The following is a 17,951-nucleotide window of genomic DNA, read 5'->3' as shown; positions in this document are numbered from 1 at the left end:
GTGACCACCGAAGCGATGGGTGCGGAACTGCGACTCGAGCTGCCGGACATTGCCGCCGGCACGGTGGTCGGCACGGTAGAGGTGATTGCCGACGGGCCCGAGACGCGGACGACCGCCGTGGTGATGAGCGGGGTACCGGTACGTGTGCCGATGCCGGCCACGCTCGGCTACAGCGTCCAGGGCAGGCTTACCAGCGGGGAGCGGCTCTCCGGCTACGCCGCGGTGGACGGGCGGGAGATCTGGGTGCCGCTGCTGCTGAACGCGCGGTCGGACGGCCCGGCGGTGCCTGCGACGCGATTCCCCGATGCCCCATGGGCGGCCGGGTGGACCTGGGACGTCCCTGCTCGCCGTTTCGTATCGAACCAATGGCTCACGCTGGACAGCCAGGCCGCCGGCACCGTCTTGACCAGTGGGCTGCTCAAGGCCACCAACCTGCTCCACGTCAGCCCGTCGGGAGGCCCGGCCTGCTTCGTCCTGCAGCCGGCCGAGACGCCGCTCTGGGTCGTCGGAGACCGCGTCGAGCCCGAGCCGGGGCTGGCCGCGACGCTGCTTGGCTGCCTGCGTCGGGCCGACTTGCCGGCGGCCCGGGTCGTGGCGGCCGAGGCGCTCGGTATCCGGGACTCGATCGAGTCGTCGTCCCGCATCCTGCTGGATCTCGCGCTTGGTTACTACCTGCTGGACGCGGACGACCATCAGCTCGAGGGCTGGGCCGCCCAGCTCGCCGATGGCTACGACTGGTCCGCCGACGCACAGGTCATCGCGGCGCACGCGCTGCTCCGGCGTCGCGGGAATCACGAGGGGAAGATCGCCGAGCGGCTGGAGTCCGCGCTCGCGTGCGGGCTTCCTGTGGTCACCCGGGGGCTGCAGCTTCTCAACGACGGCCTCGACCTGATCCCCGGGCCGGAGGATGCTGTGCGGCGTGCAGTGCTGCCGTACGCGGTCTGCGCCCGGCCCGACACGGTCCTCACCACTTTCTGGGGCGAGTCCCCGGATACGCCGAGAGGCGCACCGATCCTTGGTAGGAAGCCCTCCCACGCCGTGGCGCTTGGGGCGGGCGGTCCAGCGGAGCAGGTCGGCCCGATCGCCACCTCCATCCAGGGACTGCTCGAGTCTCTGAACGCGATGCCCGCTTCCGCCCGGCTCATCATCGCCGAGCTCCACCGGTCGTTGGAAGAGTGTCTGCGACTGGCGTCCTGCCTCTCGCTAGCCCGGACCGCATCCGATGTGGTGCGGCTCGACACCCCGCTCAGGGAGGCAATGCGGCACGCCGAGCGACCCGCCACTGTCCTGGCCGCAAGGCTGGCAAGGGCCGGAGCCAGTGGCCGCCGCGCCGGTTCAGCCTCCCGGCAAGAACACGATCAGAAGGCCTTCGAGCAAGCGAGTCTGGCACTGGCGGAGGCCGGCCACGGGCTGCGCGTGCGTGTCGGCGCCGTCGAACGCGTCGGTTCCGTGGAGCGCACCCAGGGTTACGCAGTCAGAATCGTCGCCGAGTTCGCGGCCCGCCTCGCGGTCGACGTCCGCGAGGCAGTGGCCGCCTTGCGGGAGCCGGGCGGCAAGGCCGACGCGGCCCAATGGACCGCCACCGTCAAACGGACGACAGCCCACGCCACAGAGGCATGAAGGGCGACCCGACATGGGCCGCCCCGACGAGGACGACCACCTCTACTACCAGGTCGGCCGGCGCAAAGGGCATGATCATCTACAAGGGGTACAACGTCGGTCCGCAGCCGCTAGAAGAAGGTGTGCTCCACCCGGCGGTCGCGCAGGCGGCCGTGGTCGGCGCCTTGAGGCAGACCACAGGTGAACATTCCCGACGGCTTCGAGGAGACCGCGGGGCTCACCGAGGAATTCCTGGCGTACGTCGCCGAGCGCGTCGCTCCATACCAGAAAACCGCGATGTCTCGACGAAGGCCGGCCCTGCCGCTCACGCCCACGGGCAAGGTACTGAAGACCGACGGCAGTTGGCGGGTCTTCGCGGTCCGGCCCGGTGAGTGGTCCAGCCGCCTGTTCGTGATCGACGACCTGGACGAGTACGCCAAGGCCCAGTCCCCATCCGCGGTCGGCCGGTCGGCCAGTCGGTCGTAGGAATCACCAGGTCACGCCTGCGGAGCGGCCCCCGGGACTGGTGGGACAACCACTGAAATTTCCCTCCGCGGCGGTGTTGACTGCATCCGACTCCCCTCACACCACCGCAGGTCGACTCCTCCCGTCGGCGTGCCTCAACATGCTCAAGGGGCAGGTACGTTGAAGACTTCCACACCACGCAGAGCCGGGCTGATACTCGGCTCCGCAGCCGCGCTCGTAGCCGGGCTGTGTCTGGCGCCGACCGCCCAGGCCGCACCGGATCCCGGCGTCTCCTTCGGCGGGGCGACCGCTGTCCCGCTGCCCGCGGGCTCCGGGAAGGGCACCGCCCCGGCGCTGGGCGACCTGAACGGCGACGGCAAGGCCGACCTCGTCACCCCGGTCAAGGGATCGAACACCCTGGTGGCCGCGCTCGGCGACGGCAAGGGCGGCTTCGGCCCCGGGGTCTCCTTCGGGCTCGACACCGGCGCCTTTCCGACGGCTGTCGCCCTGGCGGACCTCAACGGTGACGGCCGGCTGGACGCGGTCGTCGCCGCGGCCCTGACCCAGCGGCCCACGCAGCACGGCATGGAGAGCATGGGCAGCGTCGTCGAGCTGCTCGGTGACGGCAAGGGCGGATTCGCCCCGGCCACCTCCTACTTCGCGCCGACGCTGGTCAACGAGTCGACAAATGCCATGTTCCCCGTAGACATCACGGTCGCCGACATGAACGGTGACACCAAGCCCGACGTGGTGACCTCCAACTCCAACGGCGACAACGTCTCGGTGTGGACCAACGACGGCACCGGCGCCCTGGGCACCGCGAGCAACTACTACGTCGGCGGCGGCCGGCCCACCAGCTACTCCGCCAGGCAACTGCGCCCCTCCGGCCTGAAGGCCGGGGACGTGAACGGCGACGGCAAGCTCGACGTGGTCACCGTGAACAACGGCACCTCCGACATCTCCGTCCTCCTCGGCGACGGCAAGGGCCGCCTCGGCCCGGCCACCCGCTTCGCCGACGGCGTCTCCCTCGGCGGGGCCATCGCCCTGGGCGACGTGAGCGGCGACGGCAAGCCGGACGTGGCCGTCGCGCACATGGACCGAACGATCACCGTCTTCCTCGGCGACGGCGCCGGAGCCTTCGGCGCCCCGGTCACCCACCCGGTCGGCGGCAGGGCTCTCGCGGGCGTGGCCATCGCCGATGTCGACACGGACGGCAAGCCGGACCTGGTCACCGACAACGGCCCCGACGACCAGCCCACCGTCCTCCTCGGCGACGGCACGGGCGCCTTCCGCAACGCAAGTCCGCTGTACGTCACGGCGAGCGGCGTGAACAGCGCGTACGCCGTCGGAGACCTGAACGCCGACGGCAGGCCCGACCTGGCGGCCGCTTCCACCACTGCGGGTGTCGCGGCGCAGGTGCTGCTGAACACCTCGAAGCCGAAGGGCACGGCCCAGTCGATGTCGGTGCAGGTCGCCAAGGCGCCCGGTGTCCTGTCGATGGAGGTGAACCTGCCGGCCGTCGACTTCGGCACGCTGACGCCCGGCACCGTCAGCACCCCGGCCGGCCTCGGCACGTTCAAGTACACCGACACCCTCTCCACCACCGCCCCCTGGTCGGTGACCGTTGCCACCACCGATCTGGTCAGCGGCAAGGACACCATCGGGTGGGACAATCTGCTGGTCACGACCGGCCGATCCCTCAACGGCACTGGCGGTCAGTGGACCGGCATCGCCAAGCCCGGCCCTGGCGGCCACTTCCCCAAGGGCGCCGACCCGCAGCCGGGCACCAGCCTCTCCCCGGCCGTGACGATGGCTACCGGCGACGGCGGCACCCGCGGTGTCTTCACCCACGACGGGTCGACGGCGCAGTGGAACATCCCCGCGGAGACGGTCCCCGGCTCGTACAGCGGCACCCTCCAGTACACGATCACCGGCTGATCCCGTGAACAGCTGTCTGCGCGCCCAGAGCGGCGCCACCGCCACCCGCCCGGCACGGTTCCCCGCCCTGTGGAGCCCCCTCCTCGCGGGCCTCGTGCTCGCTCTGGCGCCGGGCGCGCAGGCAGCGCCGGCCCCCGTACCTTCGCCCACTCCGCCGGAATCCGCTGCGAAGGCGCCGTTCGGCGTGCAGGCCGGGCTCTACGGTCTGACGACGCTGACCGGCGGGCACTTCGGGTACGCGCTGAAGGCAGGCGCCCGGATCGAGGATTCCGCGGTCATCTACAACGAGAGCGACGAGGCCCGGACCTTCCACGTCTACGGCGCCGACGTCACCAACGCGGCCGGCGGCGGCCTCGCGCCCGCGCAAGAAGGCCAGAAGATGGCCGCGGTCGGGGCCTGGCTGAAGCTGGACTCCGAGGCCACCGTCACCGTGCGGCCGAAGAGCCGCGCCACCGTCCGCTTCTCCCTCGCGGTCCCCGTCGGCACCCCGCCGGGCAGCTATCTCGGCAGCCTGGTCACCGCGCTGCGCACCCCCGCGCTCAGTGGCGGGGTGAACACCGAGACCCGTATCGCCCGGCTCGTCGAACTCACCGTCCCCGGCACCGCCGACCTCCAGGTCTCCCTCACGGAACTGGAACACCGGTCTGCGGACGGAGGCGAGGAGTTCACCGTGACCGTACGCAACACGGGCAACGTCCTCTACACCTTCGCCGGAACGCTCGACATCACCGGCGGCAGCTCCGCGCGTACCGTCCCACTCACCCCCACGGGGATCTACGTGACCCCCGGCGGCAGCGCCACCATCACCGGCCGCCTGTCCGACCTCCCCGCTCTCGGCCGCCGCACGGTCACGGCCTCGGTGACCGCCACGGTTCCCGGCGGCGCGGCGAAGACCGTGGACAGCAACACGGTCCGGCTGTCCTACTTCCCCTGGCTCATCGCCACCCTCATCGTCGGCGCTTTCCTTGTTCTGGGCCTGCTCCTCGTCATCACGCGCAAGCGACGGCGTGCCTGGCTGCGTCGTCGCGCAGAGGAACGTACCGCGCTGCGCGCACTGCGGCGCGAACTGCGGGCGGGGAACCCACCTGCCGACGACCCTCATGAAGCGCGGGCAGGCGGCGCCGAACACCCGTAACCGGGGCAACGGACTGTGGCGTGGCCGGCCGTGACGACCGCAACGAAGAAGATGTCCACCTTGGGGTTGAGCAGACAGCTCGTCAGGTCCTGCCGGAACGCCGATGCCACCCTCAATCGCCTCCGCTCCGGACGGAGCGAGGACGGCATCGCCGGAGCCTCCTGCGCGCAGCGCCCCCAGGGCCCGGGCTCAGAGCAGGGCGAGATGCGCGGCGCCCGCGAGCCGTACGACTCGTCGCGCCCGACCGCCAGGTGCGGGCTCGGGCTGCGTTCGGCCCCGCCGTGCTCGGCGGACTGATGGACGCGATCGGACGGTACGACGCGACCTACCTCGCCGACGGACCGTGGAACTACGCCTAAGCGATCGTCGACCTCGCTCCGGCTTCGACGGCGAAGCGGGGGAAGCCCTCGCCTCGATGGGCATCCGCACCTCCGTGGCATTCGGCAACGACATCGACGATCTCGACCTCCGGCGGAACGCGGATCGAGCGGTACGTGTCGGCAGCCACCCGAGCTTGGACGGCGTCGCCCACATCGCCGTCCGGCGGACCCGGCAGCGGTCGCGGCCGATCTCCCTGCTGGCGCAGGCAGCCCGGTCAGTCGACTTGGTCCTGTCCGACAGATGACTTGGGCTGTTCGTGCGCTTGCCGGGTCCGGCGTCAGGTGGTGGGGCGGGTGCCGGGGGTGTGGCCGAAGGTGCGGCGGAAGACGTCGATGAAGGTGCTGGCGGATGACCAGCCGCATCGGTGGGCGACGGTGGTGACGGGGGTGTCGTCGGCCAGGAGGATCAGGGCGTGGTGGAGCCTGATCTGCGTGCGCCATTGGGGGTAGGTCAGACCGAGGTCGTCGCGCAGGCGGCGGGAGAGGGTGCGGGCGCTGGCACCGATCTGGCGTCCGAGGTCGTCGAGGGAGCGGTTGTCGCCCGGGTCGGCGCGCAGGATGTCGTGCAGGTTCCGGAGCAGGGGGCTGGTGGGGGCTGGCAGGTGCAGCGGCTGCTCGGGGGAGGCCTTGAGCTGGTCGAGCATGACGGCGCGCAGGCGGTGGTGGGCTGCGTCGTCCTTCTCGGGGTCGCGGGTGTAGGCGACGACGAGTTCGCGCAGGAGGGGGCTGACGGCGAGGACGGCCGGTCCGTCGAGGCCGAGGGGGTTCTCCGTGGCGGGCAGGCCGACGAGGTGGAGGTCGAGTTCGCCGTGGGCCTGGTGCTGGTGGACGGTGCCGGCGGGGATCCAGATCGCGCGGGTGGCGGGGGCGACCCAGGAGCCGGCGTCGGTGGTCACCGCGATGGTGCCCTGGCTGGCGTAGGCGATCTGGTGGTCGTCATGGCGGTGCGCGTCGATCTCGCCGCCGGACGCGAGACGCTGGGTCCGGGTCGGCGCGACAGGGGTGTGGCGGATTTTCTGCATCGCTTGGCAATCTATCGAAAGCGCGACAGCGGTCGCTTCACCCAGCATGGCCGGGTGCGAAGAAATACATCGATCTCCCTGCTGGCCGTGGGGCACGCCTGCGTCGACATCTACCAGGGCGCCGTCGCGGCGCTGATCCCGTTCTTCGTGGCCGAACGGGACTACACCTACGCGGTGGCCTCCGGCATCGTGCTGGCCGCGTCCCTGCTGTCGTCGGTGGCGCAGCCGGTGTTCGGCGCGCTCACCGACCGGTGGGCGATGCCGTGGCTGCTGCCGGTAAGCACCGTGCTGAGCGGTGTGGGCATCGCGCTGAGCGGCCTGAACGGCTCCTACGGACTCACCCTGTTCTTCGTCGCCGTTTCCGGGATCGGCGTGGCCGCCTACCACCCGGAGTCCGCCCGCGTGGCCCGGTTGGCCAGCCGGGGCAGCCACAGTGCGATGGGCTGGTTCTCCCTCGGCGGCAACATCGGCTTCGCGCTCGCCCCGATCATGGTGGCGGCCGCGATCGGGCACGGCTCGCTGCGCTGGACACCGGTCCTGGTCCTGCCCGCGCTCGTCGGCGCCGCCCTGTGCGTGCCCGTGCTCCGGATGCTCGCCCGGCCTGATGCCGACACGTCCAAGGCGTCGGCACCCCAGGACGCCGACGATGTGGCCTCGTTCGTGAAGCTGTCCCTGGCGGTCGTCTTCCGCTCCGTCGTCTTCACCGGCCTGAGCACCTTCATCTCTCTCTACGCCCAACAGCGCATGCAGGGCAGCACCACCGCGGGAACCGTCGCCCTGTTCCTGCTGTTCCTGGGCGGCGCGGTCGGCTCGGTCCTGGGCGGGTCCCTGGCCAACCGCTACGACCGCGTCCGTGTCTCCCGCTGGTCCTACCTGCTCTCGATCGTCGCCGTCGCCGGAGTGATCTACGCGCCCGGCCCGGCCATGTTCCTCTTCGTGGCCCTCACCTCGGCCGGCCTGTACGTCCCCTTCTCCCTCCAGGTCACCCTCGGCCAGGACTACCTGCCCTCCCGCATCGGCACCGCCAGCGGCGTCACCCTCGGCCTCACCGTGAGCATCGGCGGCCTCATCAGCCCCCTGCTGGGGCACCTGGCCGACTCCACCTCCCTGCGGACGGCCCTCACACCCCTGATCGCCATGCCCGCCGTGAGCTGGCTGCTGTTCCGTGCGCTGCCCGAACCCGCCGCACCGAAGTCCCAGGCCGCCGCCGCACCCGCACGGCAAGGCGCGTAGCCCTGCACAGACCGCGCCGACACCCACGACAGCCAGGCCCTGAAGCCCATGCTGGCAATGCGCCTCACCTTCCCTGCGCCAGCCGTGCCGACCGGCCCCGGCATCGCACCGGGGCCCGGACTTCTCCACCACACGCCGAGACGCCGGAGCGTCGGCACCGCCCGCTGTGTATGCAATCACCGCCATCCCGAGCACACGGACTACCTGCGATTGCACTTATAGCGCGCATGCAACTATTGTGGAGGCACGTAAAGAGCTTGCTCAAGCAATCACAGAAGGGGTGAGCCATGCCGCTCGCACTCCTCGCCCTGGCAGTCGGGGCCTTCGGGATCGGCACGACCGAGTTCGTCGTCATGGGGCTGCTGCCCGAGGTCGCCGGCGATTACGGCGTGTCCATCCCCACCGCCGGCCTGCTCGTCACCGGCTACGCGCTCGGCGTCGTCGTCGGCGCGCCGCTGCTGACCGTCCTCGGCAACAAGGTGAGCCGCAAGCGGATGCTCATGCTGCTCATGGGCCTGTTCGTGGTCGGCAACCTGCTCTCCGCCATCGCCCCGAGCTTCGGGATCATGCTGACCGGCCGGGTGATCGCCTCGCTCGCGCACGGATCGTTCTTCGGCATCGGGTCCGTCGTCGCCGCCGGCCTCGTCGCCCCGAACAAGAAGGCCGGCGCCATCGCCACCATGTTCACCGGCCTCACCGTCGCCAACATTGTCGGCGTGCCGCTCGGCACCTTCATCGGGCAGGCGGTCGGCTGGCGCACCACCTTCGCGATCGTCGCCGCGCTCGGGGTGATCGGCCTGTTCGGCATCGCCAAGCTCGTCCCCGCCATGCCCCGCCCGGAGGGCACCCACCTGCGCCGGGAGCTGAAGGCGTTCCGCAACCCCCAGGTACTGCTCGCCATGGCGATGACCGTGCTGGGCTTCGGCGGTGTCTTCGCCGCGATCACCTACATCGCGCCGATGATGACCGAGGTCGCCGGCTACTCCGACGGCGCCGTCACCTGGCTGCTCGTCCTCTTCGGCGTCGGAATGTTCCTCGGCAACCTGCTCGGCGGCCGGTTCGCCGACCGCGCGCTGATGCCCCTGCTGTACTCCGCCCTGAGCGGGCTCGCGATCGTCCTCGCCCTGTTCACCGTGGCCGCCCACGACAAGATCCTCGCCGCGATCGCCATCTTCCTCGTCGGAGCGCTCGGCTTCGCCACCGTCCCGCCGCTGCAGAAGCGCGTCCTCGACCAGGCTCACGGCGCGCCGACCCTCGCCTCCGCCGTCAACATCGGCGCCTTCAACCTCGGCAACGCCCTCGCCGCCTGGCTCGGCGGCCTCGTCATCGCCGCCGGCCTCGGCTACACCGCACCGAACTGGGTCGGCGCCGTCCTCGCCGCCGCCGCTCTCGGCCTCGCCGTCTGGTCCGCCGCGCTGGAGCGCCGGGCCCCCGCAGCCGAAGCCGTCGGCGCCGCCGACACCCGTGTCCCCGTGCACCACTGACCTCCCCTCCCCCGCCGTTACTCATCACCTCAAGGAGAAGCTCCATGAACGCCACCGCCGTCACCCCGCTGACCACCCAGGACGCCGAGATCCTGCTCACCGCGGCCCGCCGCGCCGCCGAGGCCGCGGGGGTCACCGTCAGCGTCACCGTCCTCGACGCGGGCGGCCACCTCCTCGCCTTCCACCGCGACGACCGCGCCGTCCTCATCTCCGGGGAGACCAGCACCCGCAAGGCCTACACCGCCCTGCAGCTGAACGCCCCCACCGCCGACCTCGTCGACCTGGTCAAGCCCGACGGCCCCTTCCACTCCCTCACCACCGCCTTGGACCGCCCCCTGCTGTTCATCGCCGGCGGCGTCCCCGTCCACCGCGACGGCGCCCTCATCGGCGCAGTCGGCGTCGGCGGCGGCGCGCCGGAGCAGGACCACGCGTTCGCGGTCACGGCCACCGCCGCGCTCACCTGAGCGACTCAGCGACGAGCCGCGAGCTCTGAGCGAACCCCGAGCCCGGTCTCTGAGCCGGACAGGAACCAAGAGACAAGAACCAGGGCCGCAGCCCCGTACCAGTGAGAAAGCAGTACACCCATGTCTCACCTCCCCACCGTCACGCTCAACAACGACGTGGAGATCCCGCAGCTCGGCTTCGGTGTCTTCCAGGTCCCCGACGACGAGACCACCGCCGCCGTCGGTCACGCTCTCCAGGCCGGCTACCGCTCCCTGGATACCGCCGCGATCTACGGCAACGAAGCCGGCGTCGGACGGGCGGTCGCCGACTCCGGCATCGCCCGCGACGAACTGTTCGTCACCACCAAGCTCTGGAACGCCGACCAGGGGTACGACTCCGCCCTGCGGGCCTTCGACGACAGCCTCGGCAAGCTGGGCCTCGACCACGTCGACCTGTACCTGATCCACTGGCCCGCTCCGGCCCGTGACCTGTACGTCGACACCTGGCGGGCCATCGAGTCCCTGGTCGCCGACGGGCGGGTCCGTGCCGCCGGTGTCTCCAACTTCCGCCCCGCGCACCTGAAGCGGCTGCTCGACAGCAGCGACCTCGTGCCGGCCGTCAACCAGATCGAACTCCACCCGGCGTTCCAGCAGCGGGAACTCCGCCATCTGCACACCGCCCACGGCATAGCCACCGAGGCGTGGAGCCCGCTGGCCCAGGGCGCCGTCCTCGCCGACCCGGCGATCGTGGCCATCGCCGCCCGGCACGGGAAGTCCCCCGCCCAGGTGGTGCTGCGCTGGCACCTCCAGCTCGGGAACGTCGTGATCCCGAAGTCCGTCACCCCCTCCCGCATCCGCGAGAACATCGACGTCTTCGACTTCGCCCTCTCCGACGAGGAGATGAGCGCGCTCGGTGGACTCGACCGCGGGCTCCGCACCGGACCGGACCCCGACACCCTCGACTGACCCCGTCCCCCGGGGACTCCGTTCACCCGCCCACTCGCGCGGTGGGCCCGGCGAAGCCGAGTGCGCCGTCCCGCCGTTACCTCTGCACCGGGAAGGCTGCCTGGAAGGCGAGCCTGCGGTCGGCGCCGTCGCCGATGCCTTCGAGGCTCCGCAGGCCCTTGTACGTGGTCGGCCCTGGCCCCTTACCGACGGACCGCGCGCAGGGCGCCGTCCGCGCGGAGGTCGGCGAGGGTCGGGTAGCCGTCGACGGCCATGATCAGGTCGGCCTCGGCGAGGAGGGAGCGGAGGACGTGGACGATGCCGTCGGTGCCGCCGAGGGCGAGTCCGTACGCGTACGGGCGGCCGACTCCCACCGCCGTGGCGCCGAGGGCCAGGGCCTTGACGACGTCGGCGCCGCTGCGGACCCCGGAGTCGAAGAGCACCGGGAGTCCGTCGGCCGCGGCGACCACGCCGGGCAGGGCGTCCAGGGCGGGCAGACCGCCGTTGGCCTGGCGGCCGCCGTGGTTGGAGCAGTAGATGCCGTCCACGCCGCCGTCCCTGGCCCGGCGGACGTCCTCGGGGTGGCAGATGCCCTTGAGAACGATCGGGAGGTCGGTGAGGGAGCGCAGCCAGGCCAGGTCGTCCCAGACGAGCGGCTTGCCGAAGACGCCCGCCCACTCCAGGACCGCGGCGCGCGGATCCTCCTCGGGGCTCTTGGCGAGGCGGGCCCGGAAGACGGGGTCGGAGGTGTAGTTGGCGAGTGCGTGTCCGCGCAGCTGGGGGAAGTTGCTGGTGGCGAGGTCGCGCGGCCGCCAGCCGGTGATCCAGGTGTCGAGCGTGACGACGATGCCCCGGAATCCGGCCGTCTCGGCACGGTGCACGAGGCTCTCGGCGAGGTCACGGTCGGTGGGGGTGTAGAGCTGGAAGAAGCCCGGTGTGTCGCCGAACTCGGCGGCGACGTCCTCCATCGGGTCGACGGTGAGCGTGGACGCGATCATCGGCACGCCGGTACGGGCGGCGGCGCGGGCGGTCGCCAGGTCCCCGTGCCCGTCCTGGGCGCAGAGCCCGATCACCCCGACCGGCGCCATGAACAGCGGGGACGGCAGCCTCAGTCCGAACAGGTCGACGGACAGGTCGCGCCGGTCGGCGCCGACCATCATGCGCGGCACGAGTCCCCAGTTGCGGAAGGCCGTGACGTTGGCCTCCTGGGTGTACTCGTCCCCCGCGCCCCCGGCCACGTACGACCACAGCGAGGGCGGGAGCGCCGCCCTCGCCTTCGTCTCCAGTTCGGCGAAGGTCATCGGCTGTGTCGGGAGGACGCCGAAGAGCCCGTCGAAGTAGATCTCGTGCTGGTAGTCGCCGTAGTGCTGGGGCATGGGGAGACGTGTCCCTTCCGGTTCCTGTCGGCGCACTCCTCCTGGTGGGAGAGGTTCGCCCCGCTGTGGTGGCGACCATCGTGCCCGCCACGCGCCCCCGTGACCATGGAACGACAGCCGGAAAAGTGCCAGGGGGAGGGAAGGGTGTGCGGGGTGGAGGTGGGAGCGGGGCCGGCGGCTAGGAACGCGTCGCGGTCCTGCACCCGCCGTCCGTGCTCCCCGTCCCTTCGGCGATCTCCGTGGTGCGGTCGTACGGGTCCACGGCCTCGCCGCCGGTCGCTGTGCCGGCCGACCCTTCCGTACCGAACTCCGGGGTGAAGTAGCCGTTGTGGGTGTCGCACCCGCCGTTGGTCATGTCGGCCTTGTACGAGACGAGGGAGAAGGTTCCCGGCTCGGTGATGATCTTCGACGGGTCGTCCCAGTTCAACACCACCTCGCGCCGCACGATGGTGCGCACGATGTCGTCGCTGCCGGCCTCGGCCGGTACGACCGGATAGACGTAGGTGACGTCGGTGGTCACCTGGAGGGCGCCACGCTCGCCCTCCCGGTACGTGATCCGGCCCCTGGCCTTGACCACGTCGCCCACCAAGCGCGCGTACGACGGGTCGAAGCGGCTGAAGAGGAGGAGCGGGTCGTCGTCCTCGCCCGGGGTGCGGAACGCGGCGGCCAGGTAGTCCTTGACGTCCCGCTGGTGCGGGTTGATCAGGGCGATCGCCTTCGTGGGGCGCTCACCACGCAGCACGGCCGGGTCCAGGTTGGAGGAGACGAGGAAGTCGCGGGTCTGCCGGAGGGCCTTCTCCACCTGCGTCCTGCTCATCCACCCGGTCGCGCGGGCGGCGGGGACCGTGATCCCGGCGCTGCCGTTCGCCCAGCGCAGGGCGGGCGAGCCCTTGAACGGCTCGTCGAGGGTGGGGAGTCGGGCCGGCTCGACGGGCGGCGCCTCGGTCGGGCGCTCCGACTCCTGGGCGAGCGGCGGCCCGGACGTGTCGGACGAGCCGATCATCCGCCACGGGTCCAGGGCCACGACCAGCAGCGCCACGGCGGCCAGGAATCCGACCAGGTACCAGCCCTTCTTCCGCCGGGGCGGGCGCGGCGTGTACGTACGCCATCCCTCGGTCCCCGCCGGTTCGTCGCGCAGTCGCTCCGTGACGACCCGGGCCCGCGCCGACGGCTCCTTCGGCGCGTCCGCCACGCCCTCCACGGAGTCCCTCAGGAACTGCTCCCACACGTCGTCCGGCACGGACGAACCGCCCCGCTCCCCACCCGCGTTCACACCCGACTCCTTGCCTCGAACACTCGATTCGGCCCCGCCCCAGGACCCCCGAATGATCGCATGGCGACCGCAAGGGCGTTCGGGCAGGTCAGGCGCCTACGAGGCTGGAGTCGCCACGCGGGTGCGTGGACCACCCACAAGCACCCGGACCTTGAGGAGCCGGCTTCCGGACCACGAGCGCCAGGAGGGCAATCGCGGTCGTCAGCCCGTCGTCGGGGTCCAGTCGCCGAGCCAGGCGGCGGTGTCCTGGGTGGCGGCCTGGGTGGCTGTCAGGTGGGGGCGGTTCTCGTTCGAAGGGCCCGCGCCGGGGCCTGTGTTGCGGTATTCGGCGAAGCGGTCGGCCTTCCAGGAGAAGCCGCTCATGTCCGACCAGGGGGTGGGCTTCACGGCTGCGCTCAGGACGGTTTCGCGGACCGTGGCCTGCGGGGAGAGCGTCGCGTCTCCGCCGGCGTGCCAGGGGCGTCCGAGGAAGAAGCTTCCTGCGGTGACGTCGCCGTTCACGGTGGAGCGGGTGATCAGGAAGCCCTTGCGACCCGCCGGGGTGCTCGGCGCCGTCAGATAGCCCGCCGCCGTACCGTCCCAGCGCTTCTTCAGGGTGAGGATCGACCTGTCGATCACCGCCGTGGCCCGCCCGAAGACGAAGTCGACGTTGCCGATCACGTAGGACCCGGTGACGTACACCCGGCCGACCCGTTCCTTCGCGGCGGTGTCGAGGAGGAGGGTGTCCTGGTCGCCGCTGACGATGATGCCGTCGAGGAGGACCCGGTCGGCGGCCGTGCGCAGGGCGACGGCCTGGTGCCCGTTCAGGTTCCGGTTCGCGGCCTCGTCGAAGTCGTTGGAGACGGTGAGGTTGCGGGCCTGGAAGTCGTCGGCCTCGACGGCGACGGTGGCGCTGCCTCCGGTCCCGTACGTCCCCGAGCCGTCCGGCCTGGTCATGCCGGAGGCGTGGCCCTCGACGATGACGGTGTCCTTGCGGCTGCCGCCGGTGCCTTCGATGGTGACCTGAGGCTTGTTCGAGGGGATCCTGACCGTCTCGCGGTAGACGCCGGGCGCGACCCGGATGACGACGCGTGAGGTGTTGCCGGCCGGTACCGCGTCGACGGCCTTCTGGACGCTGGTGAACCGGCCGCTGCCGTCCTTGGCCACCGTGAGGACGGTCGGCGCCGCGGCCACCGTGGGGCTCGCCGTGCTCGCCGTGCCGATCGAGGAACGCGGCCCCGTACCGGACTTGAGCAGCGCCGGCACGTCCGCCGCCGGGTCGAGCGTGTACGGGTAGGACGACCGGGGGTCGAACGCCGTACCGCCGCTCTCGTTGCGGCCCGTCGTACCCGAGAAGACGTTGCCGCGCTGTACGAGCGCCGCCGTGCCGTCCTTGATGACCGGGTTGTTCACGCCCTGGAAGACGCTGTTCTCCAGCACCATCCGCGTCCTGCCGCGCGCGTAGTTCCCGTACGACGAGGTGACGTTCGTGCCCGGGTCGTCCTGGAGGAGGTTGTTGTAGAGGTGCGCGTGGGCGACGTTGTCGGTGGACGGGTTGCGCTGCTCCGTCTCGCGGAACCAGTTGTGGTGGATGGTGAGGTCGGCGGTGACGTTCTCCGTCCAGCCGATGCCGAAGGTCTTGTTGTTGTTGCCGAGCCTGTTCCAGGACACCGTGACGTACGTCGTGTCCTTGCGGCTGTCGATGAGCCCGTCGGCCATGTGCCGCATGTCGTTGTGGTCGATCCACACGTGGTGCGCGCCGTCCATCTGGACGGCGTCGAAGTCGTGGTCCTTGTCGTTCCAGATGCCCTGGTACGCGTCACGGATCGTCAGGTTCCGGATGATGACGTTGTGGACGCCCTGTCCGAGGAAGAAGCCGCCGCCGACGATGTGGCCGGACGTCCCCGAGCCGACGATGGTCTTGTCGGAGGCGACCTTGATCTCCTTGCCCGTGGGGTTCATCGTGATGGTTCCGGCCACGACGATGACGTACGGCTCCGGGGCGGTCGCGTACCGCTCCAGCTCGGCCAGGGTCCGGACCGTCACCGTCCGGCCGTCCCGTCCGCCGTACGTTCCCTTCTGGCCCAGCGCGTCGACCGACGCGAACCCGTCGGCGACGGCACGGGCCCAGACGGGCGCCTCAGCCGCCGGCGCTGCCGCCCCGGCCTTCGCCTCCACGGCCTCCGCCCCGGCCCGCGCGTCCGCGCCGAACACGCCGAAGGCCGTGCCGTACGCCAGTACCCCCGCCGTGGCGAGCACCGCCGGAACACCGAGCACCAGCGCCTTCCGGCGCCTGCGGTGCCTCGCCCTGCCTCGCACCTCGGTCATGTCGTACGTCCTTCCGTGTGGGGGTGCCCGCCGGGAAGGGCGGGCACCCCGTAGTCGCCACGGGAAGGGGAAAGGTTGCCGCCTCTCGCGCGGTCGGTGCGCTCGTCGCCGGTTCAGACGGTGGGAGCGGGCCAGGGGACGTCCGCCTCGACGGCGGCCGTGTAGTCGACTCCGGGGACGGAGAAGCCGTAGAGGCGGCGGACTTCGTCGCTGAACCAGTCGAGGTCGGCGAGTTCGGTGATGGTGTCGCTGGTGGCGGTGCTCCAGCGTTCGGCGACGGCGTTCTGCACGGCGGGGTCGAGTTCCCAGGTGTCGAGGCGGACCCTGCCCTCGTCGTCGACGTCGAGGGGGCGGGCGCCGGTCAGCTGGTCCCAGAGCTCCACCAGTTGACCGATCGGGGGCGTCATGGCGTCGCCGAGGACGCCGCGCAGCAGCCCGACGTACAGGGCGATGCCCGGGATGGCGGTGGAGGACTGGGTGACGGCAGCGGCGTTGACGGAGGTCACGGCCCGACCGCCCAGGGTCTTGCCGAGGCGCTCGTCCAGCGTGCGTGCGGTGGCTTCCAGGTGGGCCTTCGCGGCGCCGATGGTGCCCTGCCGATAGATCGCCGCGGTGAGCGGCGAGCCGATGTAGGACAGGGCAGCGGTGGCGAAGCCGTCGGCGAGGAGGGATCTGCCGGCCAGGAAGGTGATCCAACGTTCCCAGTCGGCGCCGCCCATCACCGCCACGGTCTGCTCGATGTCGTCGCCCTCGGCCGGCGCCGTGGTGACCTCCTTGACCTCCGGGGCGCCGTTCTCGTCGAAGACGAGGGTCTTCGTGGTGTGAGGCGAGCCGACCGGCTTGAGGACCGAGGCATGGACGTCGCCGGTGTCCGGGTCGGTGCGGCGAGGCGCGGCCACCGAGTAGATCAGGTAGTCGAGTCGTCCCCCGAATCGCTCGGTGAGGAGGTCGGCGACCTGCTCCTTCATCGTGTCGCTGAACGCGTCACCGTTGAGGAAGACCATGTCCCGCCCGTGCTGCCGGGCGAGCTGTGCGGTGGCGGCGGTGCGATACCAGCCGGCCGTGCCGGTGCGGCGCCCGGGCGCCTTCTCGAAGCACACGCCGATCCCGCGGATACCGACGCGGGCCAGGCCCGCGATCGTCGCGGCCAGGCCGTACCCGGCGGACGAGCCGATGACCAGCGCCACCGGCCCTTCGCCCCCGGCGGCGGCCGGGGCGGGGACGGCCTGCCACATCTCGTCCACCAGCTGTCGGCAGCCGCCGGGGTGGGAGTCGAGGAACAGAAAGCCCCGGCTCTTGGGCGTGATGACGCGTTCGCTCACGTGTGGTGTCCCAGGTGTCGATACGGACAAGGCCGCGGCAGCCGCCGCTTCCTGCCAGTCTGCGGTCGAGCGGATGACCACGGTGATCTTGACCCGGCACAACGATGTCCAGCCCGGATTGGAGGGTTTCGACTACATCTGGCGGGCCGACAGACGTGGACCGATCTGCCGGCCGGCCGCCGGGGGCTCTCCGGGCCCCTGTCAGGTCAGGCGTACGGGTCGAAGGGGATCCCGGCCGGCTTGGCCTTGGCCAGGTGGGGGGCGAAGTTGCCGTCCTTCAGGCCGAACACCGCGCTCCCGAAATTGGCCTGGCTGAGCTTGTCGCGCAGGCCCGCAGGGTAGCCGTTCCAGCCGACGAGGCTGGGGAACTGCCAGCTGTGCTGGTGGTTCTCGGGCGGTTCGTCGTTGGAGTTGGCGGGGCGGAAGCAGTGCGTGCCGATGCCGTCCTTGTGGTAGACGACCTTGGGGTGGGTGCCGTCCCAGCGGATCGCGTCCCTGCCGTAGGTGTTGAAGTTGCCGTGGGCGGACGTGGAGACGTACTGCGCCTGGTTGTTCTGCACCCACACGACGACGTGTTCCCAGTCGTGACGGTGTCCGCCGAGGCCGCTGCCCGCCACGGCCTGGTCCTTCTCGAAGTACAGGCCGTAGATGATCGCGCACCAGCCGTTGTTGCACTTCGCGCGCGCGTATCCGTTGGTCTGGGTGAGGTCCCAGGAGTCGCGGCACTGGCCGTTGAGTGCGCCGGAGGGGTTGAGCCCGCCGTTGATCGTGCCGTCGGGCCCGATCGCGGGCGTGGGGTAGCAGCCGTCCGTGTCGTAGTCGTAGGCGGGCTGGAAGGTCTGTTCCAGGCCGTCGGCGTTGGCGGGCAGGGCGGCGGGCGGTGCGGCGAAGGCGCTGCTGGGCAGGGCGATGATCAGCGTGAGGGCGCCGGCGAGGGCGAGCGCGCCCCTGGTTGCGTACACCTGTGTCTTCACTGTGTCCCCTGGGTCGGGCGGCATGAATCGACAGGCGACATCTTGGCATGAACAG

General features: G+C 71.1%; 14 protein-coding genes. 8 read left to right on the top strand and 6 right to left on the bottom strand.

Annotated features, from left to right (window positions below; genetic code table 11):
• The 4 genes from OG259_RS39525 (at nucleotide 1) to OG259_RS39510 (ending at nucleotide 5,137) form a co-directional block, all read left to right on the top strand.
• Entirely contained in the window at nucleotides 1-1,620 is a 1,620-nt protein-coding gene (locus OG259_RS39525; RefSeq protein WP_328946660.1) for a hypothetical protein, read from the top strand.
• A gap of 180 nt (nucleotides 1,621-1,800) precedes the next feature.
• A complete protein-coding gene (locus OG259_RS39520; RefSeq protein ID WP_328946659.1) occupies nucleotides 1,801-2,085 on the top strand; it encodes a hypothetical protein in 285 nt (94 codons plus the stop codon).
• A gap of 159 nt (nucleotides 2,086-2,244) precedes the next feature.
• Nucleotides 2,245-4,002: an FG-GAP repeat domain-containing protein gene (locus tag OG259_RS39515; RefSeq protein ID WP_328946658.1), complete on the top strand. Its 1,758-nt coding sequence runs from the start codon at nucleotides 2,245-2,247 to the stop codon at nucleotides 4,000-4,002.
• Between the two features lie 4 nt (nucleotides 4,003-4,006).
• A complete protein-coding gene (locus tag OG259_RS39510) occupies nucleotides 4,007-5,137 on the top strand; it encodes a COG1470 family protein (RefSeq protein ID WP_328946657.1) in 1,131 nt (376 codons plus the stop codon).
• 658 nt (nucleotides 5,138-5,795) lie between these two features.
• Here the strand turns inward: OG259_RS39510 and OG259_RS39505 are convergent.
• Entirely contained in the window at nucleotides 5,796-6,539 is a 744-nt protein-coding gene (locus OG259_RS39505; RefSeq protein ID WP_328946656.1) for an AraC family transcriptional regulator, read from the bottom strand.
• Nucleotides 6,540-6,593: 54 nt separating this feature from the next.
• Between OG259_RS39505 and OG259_RS39500 the strand changes: the two genes are divergently transcribed.
• The 4 genes from OG259_RS39500 to OG259_RS39485 all read left to right on the top strand — a co-directional run bounded on the left by OG259_RS39500 (nucleotide 6,594) and on the right by OG259_RS39485 (nucleotide 10,665).
• Complete coding sequence (locus OG259_RS39500; protein ID WP_328947317.1) at nucleotides 6,594-7,772, top strand: MFS transporter; 1,179 nt, start codon at nucleotides 6,594-6,596, stop codon at nucleotides 7,770-7,772.
• 287 nt (nucleotides 7,773-8,059) lie between these two features.
• Nucleotides 8,060-9,256: an MFS transporter gene (locus tag OG259_RS39495; protein WP_328946655.1), complete on the top strand. Its 1,197-nt coding sequence runs from the start codon at nucleotides 8,060-8,062 to the stop codon at nucleotides 9,254-9,256.
• Between the two features lie 44 nt (nucleotides 9,257-9,300).
• Nucleotides 9,301-9,720, top strand: a complete 420-nt coding sequence (locus OG259_RS39490) for a GlcG/HbpS family heme-binding protein (RefSeq protein WP_328946654.1) — start codon at nucleotides 9,301-9,303, stop codon at nucleotides 9,718-9,720.
• A gap of 120 nt (nucleotides 9,721-9,840) precedes the next feature.
• A complete protein-coding gene (locus tag OG259_RS39485; RefSeq protein ID WP_328946653.1) occupies nucleotides 9,841-10,665 on the top strand; it encodes an aldo/keto reductase in 825 nt (274 codons plus the stop codon).
• A gap of 182 nt (nucleotides 10,666-10,847) precedes the next feature.
• On the opposite strand, the gene OG259_RS39480 is transcribed toward OG259_RS39485, so the two are convergent.
• From OG259_RS39480 to OG259_RS39460, 5 genes are all read right to left on the bottom strand, one after another.
• On the bottom strand, nucleotides 10,848-12,020 hold the full coding sequence (locus tag OG259_RS39480; RefSeq protein ID WP_328946652.1) for an alpha-hydroxy-acid oxidizing protein: 1,173 nt from the start codon (nucleotides 12,018-12,020) through the stop codon (nucleotides 10,848-10,850).
• Nucleotides 12,021-12,198: 178 nt separating this feature from the next.
• Nucleotides 12,199-13,293, bottom strand: coding sequence for a hypothetical protein (locus OG259_RS39475; RefSeq protein ID WP_328946651.1), 1,095 nt, complete (start codon nucleotides 13,291-13,293; stop codon nucleotides 12,199-12,201).
• Between the two features lie 201 nt (nucleotides 13,294-13,494).
• Nucleotides 13,495-15,600, bottom strand: a complete 2,106-nt coding sequence (locus tag OG259_RS39470) for a pectinesterase family protein (RefSeq protein WP_328946650.1) — start codon at nucleotides 15,598-15,600, stop codon at nucleotides 13,495-13,497.
• Between the two features lie 113 nt (nucleotides 15,601-15,713).
• Nucleotides 15,714-16,922, bottom strand: coding sequence for an enoyl-[acyl-carrier-protein] reductase FabV (fabV, locus tag OG259_RS39465; protein WP_328946649.1), 1,209 nt, complete (start codon nucleotides 16,920-16,922; stop codon nucleotides 15,714-15,716).
• 206 nt (nucleotides 16,923-17,128) lie between these two features.
• A complete protein-coding gene (locus tag OG259_RS39460; protein ID WP_328946648.1) occupies nucleotides 17,129-17,884 on the bottom strand; it encodes an NPP1 family protein in 756 nt (251 codons plus the stop codon).
• Nucleotides 17,885-17,951: the final 67 nt, after the last annotated feature.

The sequence above is a fragment of the Streptomyces sp. NBC_00250 genome (assembly GCF_036192275.1).
Taxonomy (GTDB): Bacteria; Actinomycetota; Actinomycetes; order Streptomycetales; family Streptomycetaceae; genus Streptomyces.
This window is presented reverse-complemented; position numbering and strand designations above follow the sequence as displayed.

Excerpts from the sequence above, each read along its gene's own strand:
- OG259_RS39490 (WP_328946654.1), top strand. The coding sequence starts at position 9,301 with ATGAACGCCACCGCCGTCACCCCGCTGACCACCCAGGACGCCGAGATC.
- OG259_RS39480 (WP_328946652.1), bottom strand. The coding sequence starts at position 12,020 with ATGCCCCAGCACTACGGCGACTACCAGCACGAGATCTACTTCGACGGG.
- OG259_RS39505 (WP_328946656.1), bottom strand. The coding sequence starts at position 6,539 with ATGCAGAAAATCCGCCACACCCCTGTCGCGCCGACCCGGACCCAGCGT.
- OG259_RS39470 (WP_328946650.1), bottom strand. The coding sequence starts at position 15,600 with ATGACCGAGGTGCGAGGCAGGGCGAGGCACCGCAGGCGCCGGAAGGCG.
- OG259_RS39485 (WP_328946653.1), top strand. The coding sequence starts at position 9,841 with ATGTCTCACCTCCCCACCGTCACGCTCAACAACGACGTGGAGATCCCG.
- OG259_RS39495 (WP_328946655.1), top strand. The coding sequence starts at position 8,060 with ATGCCGCTCGCACTCCTCGCCCTGGCAGTCGGGGCCTTCGGGATCGGC.